Genomic DNA, 19,920 nt, shown 5'->3' with positions numbered 1-19,920 from the left:
CTTGAATAGATTGGTGCTCCTATTTTCCTTCAGCCCCCATGAGGCCCGACTGCATGCGATCAGCCGCCTATGGATCCCCAATCGAGTTGGGGAAGACGAGGAAAGGGGGGAATGCCAGTCAGATTGATTGATTTGATACGGCTTGAACTCCTGATTCGCACTGGTCTTAAAACGAGGGCCCAGGAATCCCGCCAACCCTAACCCGCTACTTCTCCCGCATCCGATTGTTGCGCGCGTTGTGCTCCACCTCCGCCAGGCCCAGCGCCTCCATCAGCGGGGGGACGTACATCCCGAAGCGACCGCGAAAGCCTTTCTTGAGCCCGTACCAGCCGCCAACCGGGTTGTCCGGCGAGCGGCCCCAGTGTTCGACGGTGCCGGGGGTCGTCTCCTGCTTCTCGTCCTTGCTGCCGAGCTCCATCCAGTCGCCGTGATGTTTGAGCATGGCGTGGAGGTCCGCCAGGCACCGGTAGTCGTAGTGCAGCACCGTTGTGCCCACGGTGCAGACGATGATTTCCTTCCCGTCTTTGGAGTCGACGTACATCTGGTAATCGGCCGTCTGGGGCGGCGTTTTCAAGAGCCAGGGGTTGTCTTTGGCGCGTTTTTCCATAGGATTAGAAATCGATCGTGTTGTCGTTCAGTACTCATTCACCCGCCAGTCCACCAGTTCCATCTCGATGTATGTATACGCGCCGGCCGCAGGATGCCACTTCCCTTCACCACGGCCCGGAGTCCGACGCTGCCCCAGAGTCGCGGTGCCTGGACGAGGCAGCCGGCCGTGAGTAACATGGTGTGGCCGGCGAGGAGCCACAACACCCCCTGGCCTCGCGAAATGGGGAGCGTCAACGCGGGAATCTCCGCGTACCCGAAGGCTTTCGCAAAGCCCATAACATGGATGAGTCCGTGGAGGACGAGCACTACCAGAAAGCCGGTACGCATGGGGGGAGGCGATACGCGTGAACGATCATCCTACGCCGCGATTTCGACATAACGAGACACACTCGAAGGTTCGGGCACGTGCAGACCTTCGCGTTGAAGGCCTTCCACGTGAAAGGCGATGGCCTCGCGCATGTTTCGCTCCACTTCGGGTATGGTATCACCCGTCGAAACACACCCGGGTAGATCCGGCGAGTACGCGGAAAATCCCGTATGTGTTGGCTCGATCACGATGAGATATTTCATTGCAACAGTCACGGTCTGTTAGACTTCCGTTCTCATGCCCAAATCGTCCAAAAGTTCTCTATACCACCACCACCACACTCCCCTGCTTGCGTCCGGAATCGACATACCGATGCGCCTCGACGATCTGGTCGAGCGGATACGTGCGGTCGATGACGGGTTTTAGCACGCCGGCTTCTGCCAGCCCCGCCAGCTGCTCGATGTCCTCGCGGCGCTCGGCCCCGGGGCCGGCGATGACTTTTTTGTCGCTCGTCATCGAGACAAACGGCGCGGCCAGCAACGCGCCGAGCCCTCCCAGGATGACCAGGAGCCGGCCGCCGGCCGCAAGCGAGCCCTTGCACCGCGCGTAGGGCGCGGTACCCACGGTGTCCACGATAACATCATACCGCCGACCGTTCCGGGTGAAATCCTCCTTCGTATAGTCGATGATCTGGGTGGCTCCGAGAGACATTACCAGCTCCTCACTACGCCCCCCACAGACGGCCGTGACCTCGGCGCCGGCGTGCCGCGCCAGCTGGACCGCCGCGATGCCCACGGTGCCCGAAGCCCCGTTGACGAGCACACGATCCCCTGCCTTGAGGCCTGCCCGGCGGTAGAAATCCAGCATTGTCGTTCCCCCGAACGACAGGGTGGCCGCCTCTTCGTACGTCAGATTGGGTGGTTTACGGGTGATCGGGGCATCCTCGGGGAGGCAACGGTATTCGGCATGGCACCCCATCTTACTCCCTGGATAGGCAAACACGGCGTCGCCAACCTTGAATCGGGTGACGTTTTTCCCGACGGCCGCGACATCGCCGGCCAGCTCGGTGCCCAGGATCGGCTGGCGGGGCTTTGTGAAGCCGAAAATTGGCCGCGCCAGGAGCCCGAAACCGGCCGGGAGCGACAGGCTACGCACCCGCCAGTCGGCCGTCGAGACGGTGGTCGCGCGGATGCGGATCAGGACTTCGTCATCCCCCGGGACGGGCGTGGGGACTTCGGCAATGGTGACGACTTCGGGGGGACCGTAGGTGGTGTAGATGGCGGCTTTCATACACAGCGGGGGGTTGATCATTGTCGGTGGGCGTGTGGCCCCCTACGATAGGGTGGACGAGAAAGGTGCGGGCGATATATCGTCACCCACAAACGCCCTTCACTTCTGGGCGTCGAGCCGCGAAGTCAATGTAAGATGGGGCCGACCTACCACGGAATCGGATCCAGATCGGGCTCGACAAACGCCGACCGAGCCTCATCGGAGAAGAGAGCCTGCGCGGAATAGTGCGTGAGCATAATCCCGGCGTCGAGCAGTTCCGGGTGCCGCGCGATGAAGTCCGTGGCCGATTCACTGCCGGCCTTGTTCATGAAGTGCCTTAACGCGAGGATCCACGACCGGGTGAGCGTCTCGTGAAACTTGGCGAGTGGCAGGTTATGATGATCGAGGAACGCCAATAGGGCATCCCGCATCCGCTGGACAGCAGATTCAACGTCAGCTTCCGCGAGGTAGACGTAGGCCAGCCGTACGTGGGCCTCGTGGTTGAAGGCCGCGGGTGACACCGCAAATGCCTCAACGTCATAGCGGAACCTGCGATCGGCGTCTGTGATTTCGTGCACGTGCATAGAAGCTGTTGGGATGTGCGCCCTCGCTACCGGCGTTGACTGCCGCCCTCGCGCTCCAACAACGCTGGCAGGTAGTGCGTCCGTAGGAGCTCCTGATGATGCCGCTCGTGTCCTGCGATCAGATACGCAAGCGCTCTCGCCGTGATCCTGCTGCTACCCACCACCCCGCCCCGCTCGAAAGCCTCCGCGGGCGTGCTGTCGATGAGCGCGATCGTCGCGCCACGGACCGCGCGAAACTCCTCGAACACGGAGGCCAGCGAGCGTGCTTCAAATTGCCCCGCTGGAACGTAGGCGTTGTGATCGAAGCCGCTCAGAACGGTCGCGTCTCCGCGCAGGAAGCGCAGCATCCGGTAGCTGAGCACCCGCTCGCAGTCGGCGAGGTGCCCCACCGTCTCGCGCACCGTCCACTTCCCCGGTGCATAACGCAGCCCGGCGGCATCTTCGCCTAAGCTTGTAATCAGGGACCGGGTTTCCTCTAATTGAGCGGCCAGCAGGCCGCAGAACGCGGTACCATCAGGAACGAGCGCAATTTCGGCCTCGAAGATCGGAGAATATTCGTTCGGTGCAGGACGAGGGAGGATGATTTCTCGTGTTTCCATAGCGCCTTCAGAATAGGGTAAGAGTTGCAACGACTGCCAGCGCCAGAACATGCGATTCAACTCCTGATTCGCATGAATAGCGGATAAACGATTAGCGATGGGATGTATCGCCTTCACGCTCAACGGACAAACGTTCAACGCGTTACCGTTCAACGCCTCACCTGGCGGTGGCTCACAAAGGCGAACTCTTTGCTATCCGGGGACCACGAATTAACGTTGATCGTCCCCTGCCCACCGAACAACTTCGCGATGGTGACGGGTTCGCCTCCTTCGGCCGGCATCATGCGCAGCAGCACGTCGTGGTAGGCGGGGTGGCCTTCGACGCCGGGCTCGAAGGAGACAAAAACCATATTCCGGCCGTCCGGCGAGATGTGGGGGAACCAGTCGTTGTAGTCGTCGAACGTGAGCTGCTGCTGGTCGGACCCATCCGGGCGCATACGATAGATCTGCATGGTGCCGGTGCGGACCGAGTTGAAGTAGATCCACTGCCCGTCGGGCGAGTATTCGGGCCCGTCGTCCAGGCCATCGGCTGTCGTCAGCCGGCGCTCGCGGCCCCCGCCGATCGGCATTGAATAGACGTCGTAATTGCCGTTACGAAGCGCGCAGTACACGTGGGTCTGCCCATCGGGCGATACGCCGTGCCAGTACGACGGCTCCAGCGGGGTGATCAGCTTCGGCGTGCCGCCCGCGATGGGCGACGTATAGATTTTGGAAGACTCATGCCCCGGGCCCACGCCGCTGATGATGAGCGTCTGGCCGTCCGGCGTGATGCCATGGTCGTTGTTGGCGCGGATGGGAGGATCGAGGACGATCTGGGTGGGCTCGCCGCCCGTGGGAGGGATCGTGTACAACCCGCCGTTCATGTTAAAGAGGAGATAGGATCCGTCGGGCGACCAGTTGGGGGCCTCGAATCGCTCCATCGCTCGGTACACCACCCGGCGATCCGTGTAAGCGGCGATGGGGATAATTTCGAGGGTGCTTTCGATGCGTGGCTCGCCGGCGGCCGGCGGCAGGGTGGTATTGAGCGCGACGTTTCGGAACACGGCCGTCTGCGTCGTGTCGTTGTTGTGTGAGCTGACGCCGAAGCCAACATAGACGGAATCGACAAAGGGGATCTTGAACGAACCGCCGGCCGGTTGGAGCGGCTCTTCGCCGGCCACGAACGCCATGTAGAGCACATCACCTTCCCGCGCTATCTGCAAGCGCCGGGGCCCCCGGATGTTCGCGATCACTTCGGACGTGAGCCCCCCTTTTGTCGGCCGGTGCTGAAGGGCGGTCAGGCCGTTCGCGTGGAGCGCCGCGCTCGCGTACGCGGAGTTTTGGTCCAGGTCCTGGCGGACCATCACCACGGCCTTGCGGTGGGGGTTACCCGTGTCGCCGACGATCTCGATGTCCGCCGCCAGGGTGAGGTCTCCGATCGGAATCTTCTTCCAGAGGAACAGGAATTCGTCGTTGTCCGCCCAGAGGTCCGTGCCGCCGCCGACCAGGGTATAGGCGCCGGCGGCCTCATCAAAATCGACCGCCCCGGCGATCTTCACGGCGCCGACATCGGACTGACCGTCGAACATCCCGAGGTCGGGCCCGGCGCAGGCGGCGATGGAGAGCATAACGACGAGACAGAGGCGGGAGACGCGCATGGGTGTGCCCGGGATGATGGGTGGATGAAAATCCGATTGGACTCACCAGCTTACAAAATAGGGCGAACTATTCCAATCCGCGCACTTTACCTCCCCTAACGGCTTACATGCCACACATACGCCGCGACGGCATGAACTTCATCTGGATTCAGGTTCGAGCCGCCTCTGGGTGGCATTGGAACACCTCGCGTGGCGCGTTCGAGGGGGACGCCGGCTGCGATCGTGCGCACGATCTCCAGGTAGCTCCCCTTGGCGTGGAGCCAGTCGGAGTCCGTTAGATCCGGGCCGCGTTCACCCGAAGCGTCGTCGCCGTGGCACGTAACGCATTTGCCGGCGCCGTGAAACACTCGGTTACCCCGATCCACGAGCGCGTCGGACATGCCGGCGGGTAACGGGTCGGCCGGGTGGCTGAGCCTCCAGACATACGCCGCCACGGCCTGGACGTCCACATCGTCGATCGCCCCGCCGCCGCGCGGGGGCATAACGAGATTTCGCGAGGATTGCGCCTCCGAGACGCCCGTGAGCACAACCTGCATGATGGAGAGGTAGCTGCCCTTCGCCTGGAGCCAGTCCGCATCCGTCAGATCCGGCCCCAGCACCCCCGTGGCGCCTTCCCCATGGCAGTTGGCACACATGCCGCGCCCATGAAACAGCGCGCCGCCTTGCTCGACCATCGCCATGGTCACGCCAGGAGGGAGTGCGCCCGGGGCCGCTTGCCCGGCAGCTTCGAGAGTCATCGTGGTGGAAGACACCCACACGACAGCGACAAAGGAGAAGAGTCGCATATGATCACACGAATGCGTAAAAGCCCCCGTTCGCTCAGCCAGGGGCCGATCGCGCCAGATGCTTCGACAGGTTATGGATCAGGCGCGTGGGTGGTGTGACGCGCAATTAACCTCGAATGTACTCCAATTGACAGCCATGACCACGCTCACGAACAGCAGGTCTGATTCCGGTGCCTTCGATGCCCGCGTAACCCTCTCGATGTTATGCTTTTGTGATTCATCGAAAAGGAGGGGCTGCGTACCTTGGAGTCGTCTCACCCTACGACATTGCCGCATGCCTACACGTCACATTCCCCGCTGGTTGGTATCAGCACTGTTGCCGCTATGCCTCCTGGCCGGCTGCATCGGCACCGACTTCCTCAACGAGGCGATCGAGTTCGCCGACCCATACATCGCCCTGACCCCCGTCACAGAGGCCATCGTAGTCGGGGAGACGCTCGCGTATGAGGCTACCTATTTCGACAGCACCGGTGCGGCTGTTTCGGCGCCGATCGTCTGGACGGTTTCCGATGTTACCGTGGCCACCATCGGCGAAAACGGGGTCGCCACGGGCGTCGGAACGGGGCAGGCGCGGATCGTTGCCACGGCGCATGGCATTCAGAGCGACGAAGCGCTGCTGACGGTCGTCGGCGATCCGAATGAAGTGGCGGAGGTGCGTATTAATCAGGCCGATACAAGCGTGACGGTCGGAAGAGGACTGCGCTTCACGGCCCAGGTGTTTAACGTGCTCGACGAGGCGCTCACCGGCCTTACGGTCGAGTGGCGCACATCCGACACGGCCATCGCCACGATCGACGCTTCCGGAAACGTGCTTGGCATCGCGCCCGGCGCCGTCGCCATCGTGGCCACGGTCGATGGCGTCGAGAGCGCGCCGGCGCAGCTCGCGGTGCTGGCACCCTCTCGCAGTGGCAGCTTCCAGCCCCGGCCGGGCACGGGATACAATGTAGCCGGGGCCGCCTTCCTGGAACCACGACCAGAAGGCGGGTTGCAACTCCGCTTCGGCGATACCTTTGTGAGCAGCAACGGCCCCGATTTGTACGTCTACCTCTCGTCCGCCAGTTCGGTGAATGCCGGCAGCCTGGAAGTGGGCGCGCTGCAGTCGACCCGCGGCGCGCAGACGTACGTGCTGCCTGCGGGCACCACCATCTCCGATTTCGACTATGTGATCATCCACTGCAAACCATTTAACGTGACCTTCGGGTTTGCGCGGTTGTAGGACTTCGAACGCGTTCACGCTTTATCTCGCTGGCAGAACCATGCACCTGCAACGTCTCCTCCTGCTCGTTATTTTCCTATCCCTTTCGATTGGCGACGCCTCGGCCGGCCCGTGGACACAAAAACGGGGACAGGGCTACTATAAATTCGGCTTCGGATTCGTCCGCGCCAACCGCTACTACGAGCCGAACGGGAATCGCATCGCCATCCCCACGCTGGCAGACTACACCTTCAGTCTCTACGGCGAGCACGGATTTTCAGACCGCATCACCGGAGTCGCCTACCTTCCCTTCCTCCAGCGGCTCACGCTGAACCGGCAGATCGGCCGTGAAACCGGCGCGGAGTTCTTCGAGGGCGCCGAAACCACCCGCATCGCCGACGCCGATCTCGGTGTCCGCATCGGACTCTTCCAGATCGGCAACACCGTGGCCAGCGCCAGCCTGATGGCGGGCATCCCCCTGGGCGATACCGGGCATGCAAACGGGCTGTATACCGGGGATGGGGAATTTAACCAGACGCTTTCCCTGGGAATCGGTCATTCTTTTTACCCGGCGCCGGCCTACGCGGCCGTCCAGGCTGGCTTCAACAACCGTACGCAGGGGTTTTCGGATGAATTCCGCTTCGACGCCGAAGCCGGCTACACCGTCGCCCAAAAACTGACCCTCATCGCTCGGCTTCGCGGCCTGGAACCTCTCCGCAATGGCGACGACGAAACGCAGGGTGGCACAGGTGGGCTATACGGCAATAATCAGCGGTATCTCGTGTACGCCTTCGAACTGGCGGTTGCGTTGAGCGGTACCATGGGGGTGTCGGTCTCGATCGAGGGCGCCACCCGCGGGCAAAATATCCTGTCGGCGCCGGCCTATCGAGCCGGCGTTTATCTGCGCCGATAGCCTAAAGCGGTCAACATCGGTCCAGGCCTTCATCGTGGGGCATCCGTTGGAACGAAAGGCGCATGACAAAGGGGCGATACCGCGCCAGGGGTGCCTCGAAGCACGTCGTATCGTATCTTCATCTGCCCGACCCCACCCAGCCGATCTACGTAACCGATGTCGTTACACGACCTGCCCACACTGGAGACGCCGCGCCCCGACAGCGCGCTCGAATCCCATTTTGCGCGTTTTCGCGAACGCATCGTCGGAGACGACGCCACGTTTGAGTCGCCCTATGGCACGATGCCGCTCGTGTATGCGGACTGGGTGGCCAGCGGCCGGCTCTACCGGCCCATCGAGGAGCACATGCTCGACCTCTTCGGCCCCATGGTGGGCAATACCCACACGGAATCCAGCGTCACCGGCACCACGATGACCCGCGCTTACCACGAGGCGCAGCGGATCCTCAAAGCCCACGTCAACGCCGGCCCGGACGACGCCATCATCATGTCCGGCTCGGGCATGACGGGCGCGATTAGCAAATTCCAGCGCATCCTGGGGCTGCGGGTGCCGGATCTCGTCCTGCCGCGCGTCACGCTGCGCACCGAGGAGCGGCCAGTGGTTTTTGTCACCCACATGGAGCACCACTCGAACCACACCTCGTGGATGGAGTCGCTCGCCGACGTGGTGGTCTTGCCGTCGGACGACGCCGGCCTCGTCGACCCGGAATCTCTCCGCCGTCTCATCGTCACCTATACCGGCCGGCCGCTGCTCATCGGCTCGTTTACGGCCTGTTCGAACGTGACAGGCATAACGACGCCGTATCACGACCTCGCGCGGATCATGCACGAACACGGCGGCTACTGTTTCGTGGATTTTGCCGCCTCGGCCCCCTATGTCGCCATCGACATGCACCCCGCCGACCCGATGGCCGCGCTCGATGCCGTCTTTTTTTCCCCCCATAAATTCCTCGGGGGCCCCGGTACGCCGGGCGCGCTCATCTTCACCAAACGGCTTTACCGCAACCGCGTGCCGGACCACCCGGGCGGGGGCACGGTGAACTGGACGAACCCCTGGGGCGTGCATAGCTTCATCGAGGACATCGAAGCCCGCGAAGATGGTGGGACGCCGGCGTTCCTGCAAACCATGCGCGCCGCGCTGGCCGTACGTCTCAAGGAGGAGATGGGCGTCGAAGCCATCCATGCGCGTGAGCAGGAGCTGCTCGCGACGGCCTTCCGCCGGCTCCGAGCCATCCCGGGCCTCCACATCCTCGCCGACGCCGTCGAGGACCGGCTCGGGATCGTCTCGTTTTACGTGGAAGGCATCCACTACAACCTCATCGTCCGCCTCCTCAACGACCGATTCGGCATCCAGGTGCGCGGTGGCTGCTCGTGCGCCGGCACGTACGGCCACTACCTGCTCCATGTAGACCAGGACATGTCCAACGCCATTCTCGACCAGATCCTCAACCACCACGACCTGTCCGCCAAACCGGGCTGGGTCCGCCTCTCCCTCCATCCCACGCTGACAAACGCCCGGCTCGACTACATCCTGGACGCCATCGACACCATCGTCAAACGGATCGATGCCTGGAAGGCCGACTATACGTATGTATGCTCCAGCAACGAATTCCTCCACAAGGACGACGCGTACGACCGGGAACAGGTTGAAGGATGGTTTAATCGTAAAGTGGAAAGTGAAAAGTGAAAAGTCTTTAGCAGAACCGGTTCACTTTTCACTTTTCACATTCCACTTTTCACTTTTCACTTTTCACTTTTCACTTTTCACTTTTCACTTTCCACTTTACACTTTACACTTTACACTTTTCAAAACTCTCCGCCGCCCAGCAGCATCACCTTATCCCGGTTGTGCGGGATGTGCTGCATGGCGTTGCGGGTGTCGACGATGGCGCGGGCGTGTTCGGCAATCATGGCGTAGGGGAAGGCGCTGTGCTGCGTGAGGATGACGACGGCCTGGTAACGCTGGAGCATCGACTCGGAGAGGGGGATCGATTTCATCTCGAGGTCGCCCTTCCCCGTCTCCACGCGGAGCGCCGGCACATGCGGGTCGCTGTATTCGATGTGCGTGATCCCCTTGTTGTAAAGGAGTTCGATGACTTTCAGCGCCGGCGAGTGCCGGATATCGTCCACGTCTTTTTTAAACGCAACGCCCAGGATGAGGATCTTCGCGTCCTCCATACGCACCGGCTGGTGCGCCAGACACCGGATGACGGCGTCGAGGACATAAAAGGGCATCTCTTCGTTAATCCGGGCGGACAGCGTGATGAAGCTCGTCTCGAAGTCGTACCGCCGCGCCAGCCACGAGAGGTAATAGGGATCGATGGGGATGCAATGCCCGCCAAGGCCGGGGCCGGGGAAAAACGGCATGTAGCCGAACGGCTTTGTGGCCGCCGCCTCGATGACCTCCCAGATCGAAATCCCGCCCATTCGGTCGCACAGCCGGGCAAGTTCATTCACCAGGGCAATGTTGACCGACCGGAACGTGTTCTCCAGCAGCTTCTCCATCTCGGCCACCTTCGGGCTCGATACCGGATGGACGTGGGCCACCACCTGCTTCATGGCCATGCAGGCTAACTCGGTGCATGCCTGCGTCACGCCGCCGACGACGATCGGCGTGTTGGCCGTCGTAAACTGCGTATTGCCCGGGTCGATGCGTTCCGGGCTGAAGGCCAGGAAGAAGTCTACCCCGAGTTGCATGCCATGCTTCGCCGCCTCCTTCTCCAGGATCGGCTTGACGAGGCCTTCCGTCGTATCCGGGTACGTGGTGCTTTTCAGGATGATAAGCTGACCAGGGCGGATGTGCGCCGCGATCGCCTGGGCGGCCGAGGAGATATAGGAGGTATCGGGATCCTTGTGCGCCGTGACGGGCGTCGGGACGCAGATGAAGAAGACATCAACCGTACCGGAAGCAGAGAAATCGTCCTCGGCGACAAACGTCCCGCTTTCAACGATCGTCTTGATCGAGGCGTCGTCGATGTCCTGGATGTAGTTCGCGCCGGCGTTGAGCCGCAGCACGCGTTCCCGGTTCAGGTCGATGCCGAGCGTCGGGAAGCCCCGCTGCGCATATTCGACCGCAAGCGGCAGGCCGACATATCCCAGACCGACGACGCCGATACGGGCCTGTCGGGTCTCGAGCTTTTCCCAGAGATCGCGGGCATGACCCATTTTAGGAACGGAAACATTGGATTGCGTGAATTCAGCGATTTTCGCAGGCATAGTTATACCTCGAACCTGTGCGTTATAACCAGAGATGATGTGCGGCCGCCGCTGGTGAGGCGGTTGCCGGCCGGCGATCTAGAAATCGACGGCCATCGTGTGATTTGCCTGCTCGGCAAGCGTATGTGAACCGCTATACGCATCGCGACATGGCACCCCCAGATGGGCGCAAGCGGCGCTTATTTCCGCACGGCGCGCCAGTGTCATGTCGAACGCGGTGATCAGTACGGCGCCGGGCCGTTTTGCCGAGATGATACGATGGAGATCCCGAAAAGAGCCCACGACCGGGAGGCCGAGAATCGTTGTGCCCAGTTTGAGGGGATCGTCATCGATAAACCCGATGGGCTCGAGGCCCCATTCGGGGTGTTGACGCAGCTCCTGGAGGGTCGAGACGCCGGCGTCGCCGGCCCCATACAGGAGGGCGCGTTCTCCGTACTCCCGCTCCGGGCGGACGATTACGGTCGGAGGAACTACCAGGATGTGGTCGCTTACAGCGACCGAACGCTGCGGCAGCGCCGAGCCATAGACGTTGATGCGGCCGAGGTAGATGCCGAGCGTTACAAGCGAGGCCACCAGCACTAGGGCCAGCCCGTAAAATATCCGGATGTCCAGGAGATACGCGCCGAGGGCGCCCATCCCGCATATAAATCCGAAAGCATATAACGTAACGACGGCGCGGCGTTCGGAGAGCCCGAGAAACACCAGCCGATGCGAACTGTGGTCCCGCCCACCCTGCGACACCGCCCGGCCGTTGCTCTTGCGGACGATCGTCACCAGCGTCGTATCGAAGATGGGGATGGCCAGCACGAGCGCGCTTACCAGCACCACGGCGAGTGGCGGCATGCCGGCGGTGTCCGACTGGGTGAGCAGGCTCAGGCCGGCGATCATGTAGCCGAGAAAGAGGCTGCCGCTGTCGCCCATGAAGATGCGCGCCGGCTTAAAATTGAATACCAGGAAGCCGGCCGTGGCGCCAGCCAGCGCGGTGGCGGCCCCAAAACCGACAAGGTCCCCGCCGAGGCTGAACAGGATCGCCAGGACGAGCGAAGCGACACCCGCGATGCCGGCGGCGAGGCCGTCCATGTTATCGAGGAGATTGAGGGCATTCGTGACGCCGATCAACCACAAAAACGTCACCGGCACCGACGCCCAAACGGGCCAGCCGGCGCCGAAGGTGAACCCATCCAGCACCATCACGCCGGCGGCGACCACCTGGGCGGCCAGCTTGGTAAGCGGCCGGATGGTGACCAGATCATCGACAAGCCCCGTGACAAACATGATGGTGGCGCCGAGCCAGATCGACCACGGCAACGAGAGGGCCGTCATGCCCAGCAGGCAGAGCCCAGCGCCGGCATACATCGCGATGCCTCCCATCAACGCCGTCGGCTTTTCGTGCCAGCGGTCCGCCCTGGGTTTCGCCACCCACTGCTGACGATGCGCGAGCCGGATGACGACCGGCGTAGCCAGGAGGGTCGCCAGGAAGGCGAACACGCCACTGAACCAGAGCAGGTCTGGTACGGTGAATCCGGCTGGCATGAGCGCGTCGGGCTGCGTCATGGGAATATCCTCGGGGTGCGATTGAAGAGCGCGCTCGGTTGACGCCGTTTTACAGCGCTACAGGCGTCAAAGTTTTCGTTGCGGGTTGTTTCACTGGAACCGCATGCGTGGGCTTGCCGGCGTTCCGGAAATGGCGGACGACTTCGTGCAGGATATCGTCCGTCGTGTAGGTCGGCGTATGCCCGATGGCGGCACTAAGCTTGGAGATGTCCGGCGTGCGCCGGCGCATGTCCTCGAAGCCCGGACCGTACGTCTGCTCGTACGGGATGTGCTGAATCGCTGATGAGCTTCCCGCGATGCGTTTCACGCGGCGGGCGAGTTCGTTCATCGTGATTTCTTCATGGCCGCCGATGTTGTACACCTGACCTTCGGCAGACGGCGTCTGCATGAGCTGGACGATCGCGCGGACGGCGTCGCCGACGTACGTGAAGCAGCGGGACTGCTCCCCGTCGCCAAATACCTGAATGGGCTCGTTGGCCAGGGCGCGCTGCACGAAGTTCGGGATCACCATACCGTAACGGCCCGTCTGCCGGGGCCCGACGGTATTGAAGAATCGGGTGACCACGACCGGGAGTTTCTTCTCATCGCTGTAAGCGAGCGCGAGGAATTCGTCGATCGTCTTGGAGCAGGCGTACGCCCAGCGCCGCTTGTTTGTCGCGCCGATCGTGAGGTCGTCGTCTTCCCGCAGGCGTTCGATGCCGGACTTCGTCTCCATCAACTTGCCGTACACCTCGGAAGTAGACGCCACGAGCACCTTCTTCCGGTACTGGCTCGCCAGCATCAGCACATTCTCCGTCCCTCGCACGTTCGTTACGATGGTCTCGACGGGCTGCTCCATAATGAGCCGGACGCCCACGGCCGCGGCCAGATGGTACACGTGGTCGCAGCGGGAGATCTGTTTTTCGAGTTCGCTGTAGTCGAGAATGTCGGCGATCGTGGATTCGAACCGGTCGTGGTTAAGAAGATGATCTACATTTTCGAGGCGGCCGGTTGACAGGTTATCGATGATGTGAACATACTGCCCCTGCGCAAGCAGATAGTCGGCGAGGTGACTTCCGATGAACCCGGCGCCTCCGGTGATAAGACATCTCATGATTACAATATTTGAGATTCGTAGTTGCCCCTGAGGGCTGACCAGGCAATCGGCGACGAAAGGGAGTCGGTCGCCTCGTACTTCGGTCAGCAACTCTCAGTCAGGCAAAACACGAAGGTTAATGTGGATTTCGTAGCACCTCAATAGGTATCGCGGAAATCGGGTTCTTGATAAAAGCTGAATAGTATTTGCCTGTATGTACGATGCGAACCGCCGGCGGTAGTCGAACACACACAGGGAAACGCCTGGTTCATGACGGTCGCTTCCTCAATCAAGGATCGGTCCTTTTTTGAGATCCAGCCCACAGGGGACTTCTTTGTACACCCATCCGTTGCTTCCCCCCTCTACGTGTGTGATACTTCCTTTTCTTCCTCCCAACGCGGGTCGTTTTTTCCCCGGCCGGCTCTGCTTCCGTTTCGTCATGACATTGCCGGCCGAAACACCTGCTCCAGCACCTCCACGATACGGTTTGCCGCATTCCCATCCCACAGGGGAGGGACCCGCCCGTGTTTCGCCCGGCCGGCGCGGATGGCGTCCACCCGCGCCCGGATGACGGCCGGGTCGAGCGGGAGCAGTTCGTTGGTGCCCAGTTCGATCGTAACGGGCCGCTCCGTGTTATCACGCAGGGTGAGGCATGGAATCCGCAGGTAGGTAGTTTCTTCCTGGACTCCCCCGGAATCGGTCACGACGATCGACGCGTTGTCCATCAACCGCAAAAACTCGAGGTACCCCAGCGGGTCGGTCAGCACCAGATTCGAGAGCGCGTCGAGCCGGGCCATCAAGCCCGTCGCTTCCAACCGTGCGCGTGTGCGGGGATGCATGGGCATGGCCACCACCGAAACCGCGCAGAGGCGCTCGATGGTCTCGACGACCAGTACAAGCTGGGCCTCATCGTCCACATTCGCCGGCCGATGCATGGTCATCAAGATGAACCCGCGCCGATTCAGACCGAGTTCGCCCATAATCGGGCTCGCGGAGGCGGTTTCCCGAAATTGGACCAGCGAATCGATCATCACATTCCCCACCATGAACACTTTTTCGTCGGCCACGCCCTCGCGCCGCAGGTTATCCATCCCGCTCTGCTCGGTGACAAAGAGGTAGTCCGAAATGCTATCCGTGACGATGCGGTTGATTTCTTCGGGCATGGTGCGGTCCCCACTGCGCAGGCCGGCTTCGACGTGCGCTACCGGCACCCCGCACTTGGCCGCCACCAGGGTACACGCCACCGTCGAATTCACATCCCCCACGACGAGCACGAGGTCGGGCCGATGCTCCATCAACGCCCCTTCGAACGCGATCATGATCCGCGCGGTCTGCGCCGCATGAGTGCCGCTTCCCACCCCGAGGAATATGTCTGGCTTCGGCAGCCCGAGTTGGGTGAAAAAGACATCGCTCATGCGCTCGTCATAATGCTGCCCCGTATGGACGATAACGGATTCGAACACCCCGCTGCGTGTAAAAGCGCGGTGTAAGGGCCCGATTTTCATGAAGTTGGGGCGAGCGCCGACGACGTTGAAGACTTTCATGGGGCAGGGAGCAGGTTACAGGTTGGCAGGTTGGCAGGTTTCTCTGGGAAGCAGAACCTCATTTTGCATTTTGCACTTTTTCATTTCGCACGTTGCACTTTTCATGTTGAATTGGTGAACCGGCTACATCGCCGAGCAGCGCGGCGTACCGACGCGCGAGTTCGCGCCGATCGTGGTGGCGGTGGACGTAAGCGTGACCGTGTGTGGCCAGCCGCAGGTACAGGGCTGTATCGTTTCGGAGTCGTTCCACGCCGGCCACCAGCCCGGCCACATCCTCGGGAGTAAACGCAATGCCGGCGTCCGCCTCCTCGACGAGCTCCTTGGACTCTCCTTCTACCCCCAGCAGGATCGGTTTGCGCATGGCCATGGCCTCGAACAATTTCGAAGGGATCACGGTGCGAAACAGGGGCGTCGCTTTCAGGTGAACGACGCACACATCCGAAAGGGCGAGGAAATACGCCACACGCTCCCGGGACTGTTTGTCGATCAGGCGAAAATTGGGCAGCTGAAGCGCGGTCTGTCTAGCTGCCAGGGCGTCGCGCTCGGCGCCGGTGCCCATCACCAGAAAGACAATGTCCGGGTCCGTGCACTGCTGGGCCGCCTCCAGGAGGATGTCGGCCCGATGCGCCATGCCGATCGTCCCGATGTACGACGCGACGAATTTGCCGCGGAGACCGAACTCGTCGCGGATCCGCTCTAGCTCCAATCCGTCGAGCGGCCGGCCGTACGCCTCCAGATCCGCCCCGTTCTTGAGCACGGTGATCTTGCCGGGGTCGATCCCCTTATCGACGATGAACCGCTTGAACGCGTTGGTGACGACGACGATATGGTCCGCCTTGACGTACAGATACCGCTCGATCCGCTCAAAAAATCGGATGATGGCATTCCGCGGCATCGCATCTACCGCCACAATCGACTCCGGCCAGAGGTCGCGAATCTCCAGCACATACGGTGCTCGTTTGAGGCGAGCGACGACCAGGCCGGCGATCGCCGAAAAAAACTGCGGGGAACTGGCCACCACTACATCCGGCCGCGCACGAACCTTCCGGCTGTACCCGATGACGGATATCATGAAGCTGATGAAGCTAGCAATCCGCTTCAGGGTGCCGGCGTTTTTAGTAACGTAAAGCGGCACGCGAACGACGTCGATGCCGTCCATCGTCTCGCGGGAATACCGGTTCCGGTAGCCGGGGTATATGACTCCCTCCGGGAAGTTGGGGACATCCGCCATGACGACAACCGCATGACCGTCATCCACCCATTGCCGGGCGTGCTCGTACAATCGCTGTGCGAGCGGCGCCGTTTCCGGCGGGAAATTGTTGCCGATAAAAAGGATCTTCATACCCGGTTTACGACCTCACGGCTGCGTTCGGGCTCGATCATTTCAAGAAGCTTGCCAGCCGCCTCCGCGGCATCGTGCCGCGCGAGCCGGCTCCGATGCGCGGCGCCCATTACGAACCGCTCATCCGGGTACGCGGCCAGTCGCTGAATGGCTCGGGCGAGGGCGTCGGCGTCCCTCGGCGTCACCAGCAATCCGTTTACGCCATCCGACACCAGCTCGGGAATAGCCATGTGGTGTGTCGTCACAACGGGCACGCCGGCCATCATGGCCTCGACGAGCACCCCCGGATGCCCCTCGCGTGGAAACCAGGTGGGTAACACTACGGCGTCGTAGCCAGCCAACAGCGCCGGCGCATCGCCGCGGTAAACGCCCCGATACTGCGCGCCGGGGGTGTCGCGACAGGCCGCGTCGAAGGTCGCCGCAAGATCGGGATCGATGGAACCGAAGATGTCCAGCGCCACCGGTACGCCCGAAGCGGCTGCCCGGCCAACGGCATCAAGCAACACAAAAATCCCCTTATCTTCGACGATCCGAGAGAAAAACACGAGTCGCAACCCTGCGGGGTCCGCCGGCGAGCTTCGCGGCGGGGGCACCATCGACCAGTCCACCACGCGCGGATTGGGCACTGCCGTCACCCGGAGGACACCCAGCGCACGCAGACCGTCCAGGACCTGCCGGGTCTCGACGATCACGCCCTCGACCGCCCGCAGGTCCGCCAGTAGGCGCCGCCGACGCCCCGGCGGCAGGGTGCGGACGACATCATGCACCACGCCGCCGCTGAACCAGAGGAAGAACGGAATCTGGTAGCGGCGACGCACGAATCGGATGACGGGCATCAATCGCTGAAACAGACCGGTGGTCGTAACGAACACGATCGCATCGTGCGAGCGTGCCGCGAGGACCATCTTTACCGCGATCCGGAACCCGCGCACCACATCAACCACACTCCCGATCCCAGGGTGGCTTTTGATCCGCCCGGGCGAGGTGTTGACTACCGAATACGCCACCCCCGCTCGCTGTGCCCAGGCCGCGATCAACGCCTCGAACAGCGCCGCATAGCCGCCGATGGGCGGGGGGAGCGGACCCACAAAAAGCACCTTCGGTGCGTCGATTCGATCGAGTTCGGGCATGGTTCGAGGTCAAAAGATCCGTTCGTCATCCGACAACCGGTAGGCCGAGGCGTGGCGCTGGCTCCACCAGGCCTGCTGTAGCCGTTTAAATGTGCGCGCCGGCAAGAGGTGTTTCAACGCCATCGCGCGACCCTTTTGAATCGATTTACGTGCCAGCAACCGTGCGGCGCTAATGGGGCCGGCGTACACATGCTCGATGGCCACCGACTCCAGCATCCCACGGAAGCCGTACGAGGCCCCGCCGGAGGTCATGTAGGCGAGCGTATGCGGCGTCGTGAGGATACGAACGGCGGCCGACCGCTGGGCCCGGAGGATAAACTCGAGGTCGGCCGAAATCGGATAGGCCAGATTAAATACGCCGAGGCGTTCGTAGACATCGCGGCGGACGAAGGTGGCCGGGTGATTATTGGGTTGGAGGCAGGAAAAGCGAGCCGGCGGCGGCACATGGGTGCCCATCTCCCCATCCTCCGTAACCCGGACAAGCCCCCCCACGACGACGCCGGCATCCGGCGCCTCCCGCACGGCCTCGGCCACGGCGTCCAGCGCATCCGGCGCGAGCCAGTCATCGGCATTCACGATCCCCACCCAGTCGCCCGTCGCGCGGGCGATGCCCTTGTTCATCGCGTCGTAGATGCCCCGGTCGGGCTCGGACGTCCAGCCCGCGAGGCGCGCTTCGTGGCGTTTTACGATGGCGAGCGTGTCGTCCGTCGAGCCACCGTCTACGATCCAGTACTCGATGTCGTGCGGCGGCGACTGGCGGAGGACGCTGCGCAGCGTCCGCTCCAGCGTCGCGGCGGCCTGGTAGGTGACGGTGACGAGGCTGAACCGAATGGGATTCATGGGGTCTCGGGCGCCGGCTCGACGGGTTTTAACCAGGCTGGCCGGCGGGGCGGATCGGTGCGGGGATACGCCACGATGAGCGCCAGGGTCAGAAAGAAAAGCGGCTTATCGAACAGCGGCTGGGAGACGAGCATGGTCAGAAATCCAGGTACCAGCAACACGAGGACAGGGTCCCGCTTTTTGATCAAATTCCAGTTAGGAATAACGATCAACAACGCGAGGAGCAGGACACCGATGGCGCCGATCTGCCCGATGACGCTAACAAAGTTGATGCTCGAGATATCCGGATGCATGTAGCCGCCGCCCACGAGCGGCCGCTCGAAGAAATAGTCCATCGCGTTCGACGCGCGTTCGACACGGACGGTGCCGGAGGCGAACTGGAGTTTGCGCAGCAGGCCGAAGGACTTGTCGGTGAACACGAACCACAACACCAGCGGCACCAGCGCGCCGGCGCCGACCAGCGACACCCACCACTTCGACCGCTTGCCTTCGCCCTGGCCGGCGAGCACGTAATAACAGAACGCGGTGGCGATGAAGGCGCCGAAGCCGGCCGTGGAGAAGGTGAACAGCAGCGTGACGAGCAGCAACACTTTCCAGATGCGCTTGAAACGGATATCCAGGTAGTTGAGCCCAAAAAAGCTCATCGAAACGAGCACCTGGAAGATGCCGGGTTCGCGGTAATACCCGGTGGCGCGCGCGAGCGAGTAGCCGAAGGCCTTCACATCGCCAAGCCCGAGCGCCGGCGAAAGTGGGAAGTAGATCGTCATGTTGTACTGAGAATCCACCTGCGCCAGGGCGAAAGAGACGAGCTCCAGGCTGGGCAGCGGCCGGCCGAGCCCCAGCATCATGAACGCCGTGATGGCGTACGAAACGCTGAGGGCGAGTACGGGATAGACGAAGGCCTTGAGCATCGTGGTCCACTGAGCGGCCGAGACAAACAGGACCACCAGCGACGCTGCGAGCACGAAGGCCAGGTTCTTGAGCGCCGCAAACGAATCGCCGGTTTGAAGGAAAAGGCCTTGAACCAGCAGGTAGAAGCAGAACAGCCCGTTGAGCGCGATAAACGAGCGCTTGGACGGGGTGATGGTGAGGGGATACCGGAGGAGGACAAACAGCGCCATGCCGCCCATGGCCGCGAGAAAGACGACCTCGCCAAAGGCCTGGAGCATGGCCGGCCGCTGATTCAGCTGCAGGAGGACGATCAAAAACACCAGGCCGCGCAGCCACATCCCGCGCACATCAGAGTACGCGGCCCCTATCGGAACGGCGGGCGCAGGGGAGGCAGCCATGAAGTCGAGAAAGGCAAAAAATGGCGGCCGCGC

19 protein-coding genes are annotated in these 19,920 nt (G+C 62.2%); 3 read left to right on the top strand and 16 right to left on the bottom strand.

Annotated elements, in window-relative coordinates:
- Positions 1-205: 205 nt before the first annotated feature.
- The 8 genes from SH809_06350 to SH809_06315 form a co-directional block, all read right to left on the bottom strand.
- Positions 206-607 (bottom strand): hypothetical protein, encoded by a 402-nt coding sequence (locus SH809_06350; GenBank protein ID MDZ4699305.1) that lies wholly within the window; start codon positions 605-607, stop codon positions 206-208.
- 38 nt (positions 608-645) lie between these two features.
- Positions 646-936: a hypothetical protein gene (locus tag SH809_06345; GenBank protein MDZ4699304.1), complete on the bottom strand. Its 291-nt coding sequence runs from the start codon at positions 934-936 to the stop codon at positions 646-648.
- 30 nt (positions 937-966) lie between these two features.
- The gene (locus SH809_06340; GenBank protein MDZ4699303.1) at positions 967-1,179 is read right to left on the bottom strand and encodes a type II toxin-antitoxin system HicB family antitoxin; all 213 of its coding nucleotides are present in this window, start codon (positions 1,177-1,179) and stop codon (positions 967-969) included.
- A 58-nt stretch (positions 1,180-1,237) separates the two neighbouring features.
- Positions 1,238-2,206, bottom strand: a complete 969-nt coding sequence (locus SH809_06335; GenBank protein ID MDZ4699302.1) for an NAD(P)-dependent alcohol dehydrogenase — start codon at positions 2,204-2,206, stop codon at positions 1,238-1,240.
- Between the two features lie 146 nt (positions 2,207-2,352).
- A complete protein-coding gene (locus tag SH809_06330; GenBank protein ID MDZ4699301.1) occupies positions 2,353-2,763 on the bottom strand; it encodes a hypothetical protein in 411 nt (136 codons plus the stop codon).
- A 32-nt stretch (positions 2,764-2,795) separates the two neighbouring features.
- Positions 2,796-3,368: a DinB family protein gene (locus SH809_06325; GenBank protein ID MDZ4699300.1), complete on the bottom strand. Its 573-nt coding sequence runs from the start codon at positions 3,366-3,368 to the stop codon at positions 2,796-2,798.
- A 149-nt stretch (positions 3,369-3,517) separates the two neighbouring features.
- Positions 3,518-5,005, bottom strand: coding sequence for a biopolymer transporter TolR (locus tag SH809_06320; protein MDZ4699299.1), 1,488 nt, complete (start codon positions 5,003-5,005; stop codon positions 3,518-3,520).
- Positions 5,006-5,100: 95 nt separating this feature from the next.
- Positions 5,101-5,790, bottom strand: coding sequence for a c-type cytochrome (locus SH809_06315; GenBank protein ID MDZ4699298.1), 690 nt, complete (start codon positions 5,788-5,790; stop codon positions 5,101-5,103).
- Between the two features lie 274 nt (positions 5,791-6,064).
- Here SH809_06315 and SH809_06310 point away from each other — a divergent pair, with 274 nt between their 5' ends.
- From SH809_06310 to SH809_06300, 3 genes are all read left to right on the top strand, one after another.
- Positions 6,065-7,006 carry a DM13 domain-containing protein gene (locus SH809_06310; protein ID MDZ4699297.1) on the top strand — a complete coding sequence of 314 codons (942 nt, stop codon included), beginning with the start codon at positions 6,065-6,067 and terminating at the stop codon, positions 7,004-7,006.
- A 40-nt stretch (positions 7,007-7,046) separates the two neighbouring features.
- Positions 7,047-7,898, top strand: coding sequence for a hypothetical protein (locus tag SH809_06305; protein ID MDZ4699296.1), 852 nt, complete (start codon positions 7,047-7,049; stop codon positions 7,896-7,898).
- Positions 7,899-8,054: 156 nt separating this feature from the next.
- Positions 8,055-9,584, top strand: coding sequence for an aminotransferase class V-fold PLP-dependent enzyme (locus SH809_06300; protein MDZ4699295.1), 1,530 nt, complete (start codon positions 8,055-8,057; stop codon positions 9,582-9,584).
- Between the two features lie 119 nt (positions 9,585-9,703).
- On the opposite strand, the gene SH809_06295 is transcribed toward SH809_06300, so the two are convergent.
- From SH809_06295 to SH809_06260, 8 genes are all read right to left on the bottom strand, one after another.
- The gene (locus tag SH809_06295) at positions 9,704-11,113 is read right to left on the bottom strand and encodes a nucleotide sugar dehydrogenase (protein ID MDZ4699294.1); all 1,410 of its coding nucleotides are present in this window, start codon (positions 11,111-11,113) and stop codon (positions 9,704-9,706) included.
- A gap of 78 nt (positions 11,114-11,191) precedes the next feature.
- Entirely contained in the window at positions 11,192-12,667 is a 1,476-nt protein-coding gene (locus SH809_06290) for a hypothetical protein (protein MDZ4699293.1), read from the bottom strand.
- Between the two features lie 49 nt (positions 12,668-12,716).
- Entirely contained in the window at positions 12,717-13,760 is a 1,044-nt protein-coding gene (locus SH809_06285) for a GDP-mannose 4,6-dehydratase (GenBank protein ID MDZ4699292.1), read from the bottom strand.
- A 419-nt stretch (positions 13,761-14,179) separates the two neighbouring features.
- Positions 14,180-15,286: a UDP-N-acetylglucosamine 2-epimerase (non-hydrolyzing) gene (wecB, locus tag SH809_06280; GenBank protein ID MDZ4699291.1), complete on the bottom strand. Its 1,107-nt coding sequence runs from the start codon at positions 15,284-15,286 to the stop codon at positions 14,180-14,182.
- Between the two features lie 58 nt (positions 15,287-15,344).
- Positions 15,345-16,628, bottom strand: coding sequence for a glycosyltransferase family 4 protein (locus SH809_06275; GenBank protein MDZ4699290.1), 1,284 nt, complete (start codon positions 16,626-16,628; stop codon positions 15,345-15,347).
- A complete protein-coding gene (locus SH809_06270; protein ID MDZ4699289.1) occupies positions 16,625-17,758 on the bottom strand; it encodes a glycosyltransferase family 4 protein in 1,134 nt (377 codons plus the stop codon). Before SH809_06270 ends, SH809_06275 begins: the two co-directional genes overlap by 4 nt.
- 9 nt (positions 17,759-17,767) lie before the next feature.
- On the bottom strand, positions 17,768-18,598 hold the full coding sequence (locus SH809_06265) for a glycosyltransferase family 2 protein (GenBank protein ID MDZ4699288.1): 831 nt from the start codon (positions 18,596-18,598) through the stop codon (positions 17,768-17,770).
- Positions 18,595-19,887 (bottom strand): hypothetical protein, encoded by a 1,293-nt coding sequence (locus tag SH809_06260; protein MDZ4699287.1) that lies wholly within the window; start codon positions 19,885-19,887, stop codon positions 18,595-18,597. The genes SH809_06265 and SH809_06260 overlap by 4 nt, the downstream gene beginning before the upstream one ends.
- Positions 19,888-19,920 lie beyond the last annotated feature (33 nt).

The organism is Rhodothermales bacterium (assembly GCA_034439735.1).
Lineage (GTDB): Bacteria > Bacteroidota > Rhodothermia > Rhodothermales > JAHQVL01 > JAWKNW01.
The sequence above is the reverse complement of the archived record's forward strand: the minus strand, read 5'-3'. Positions and strand labels throughout refer to the sequence as shown.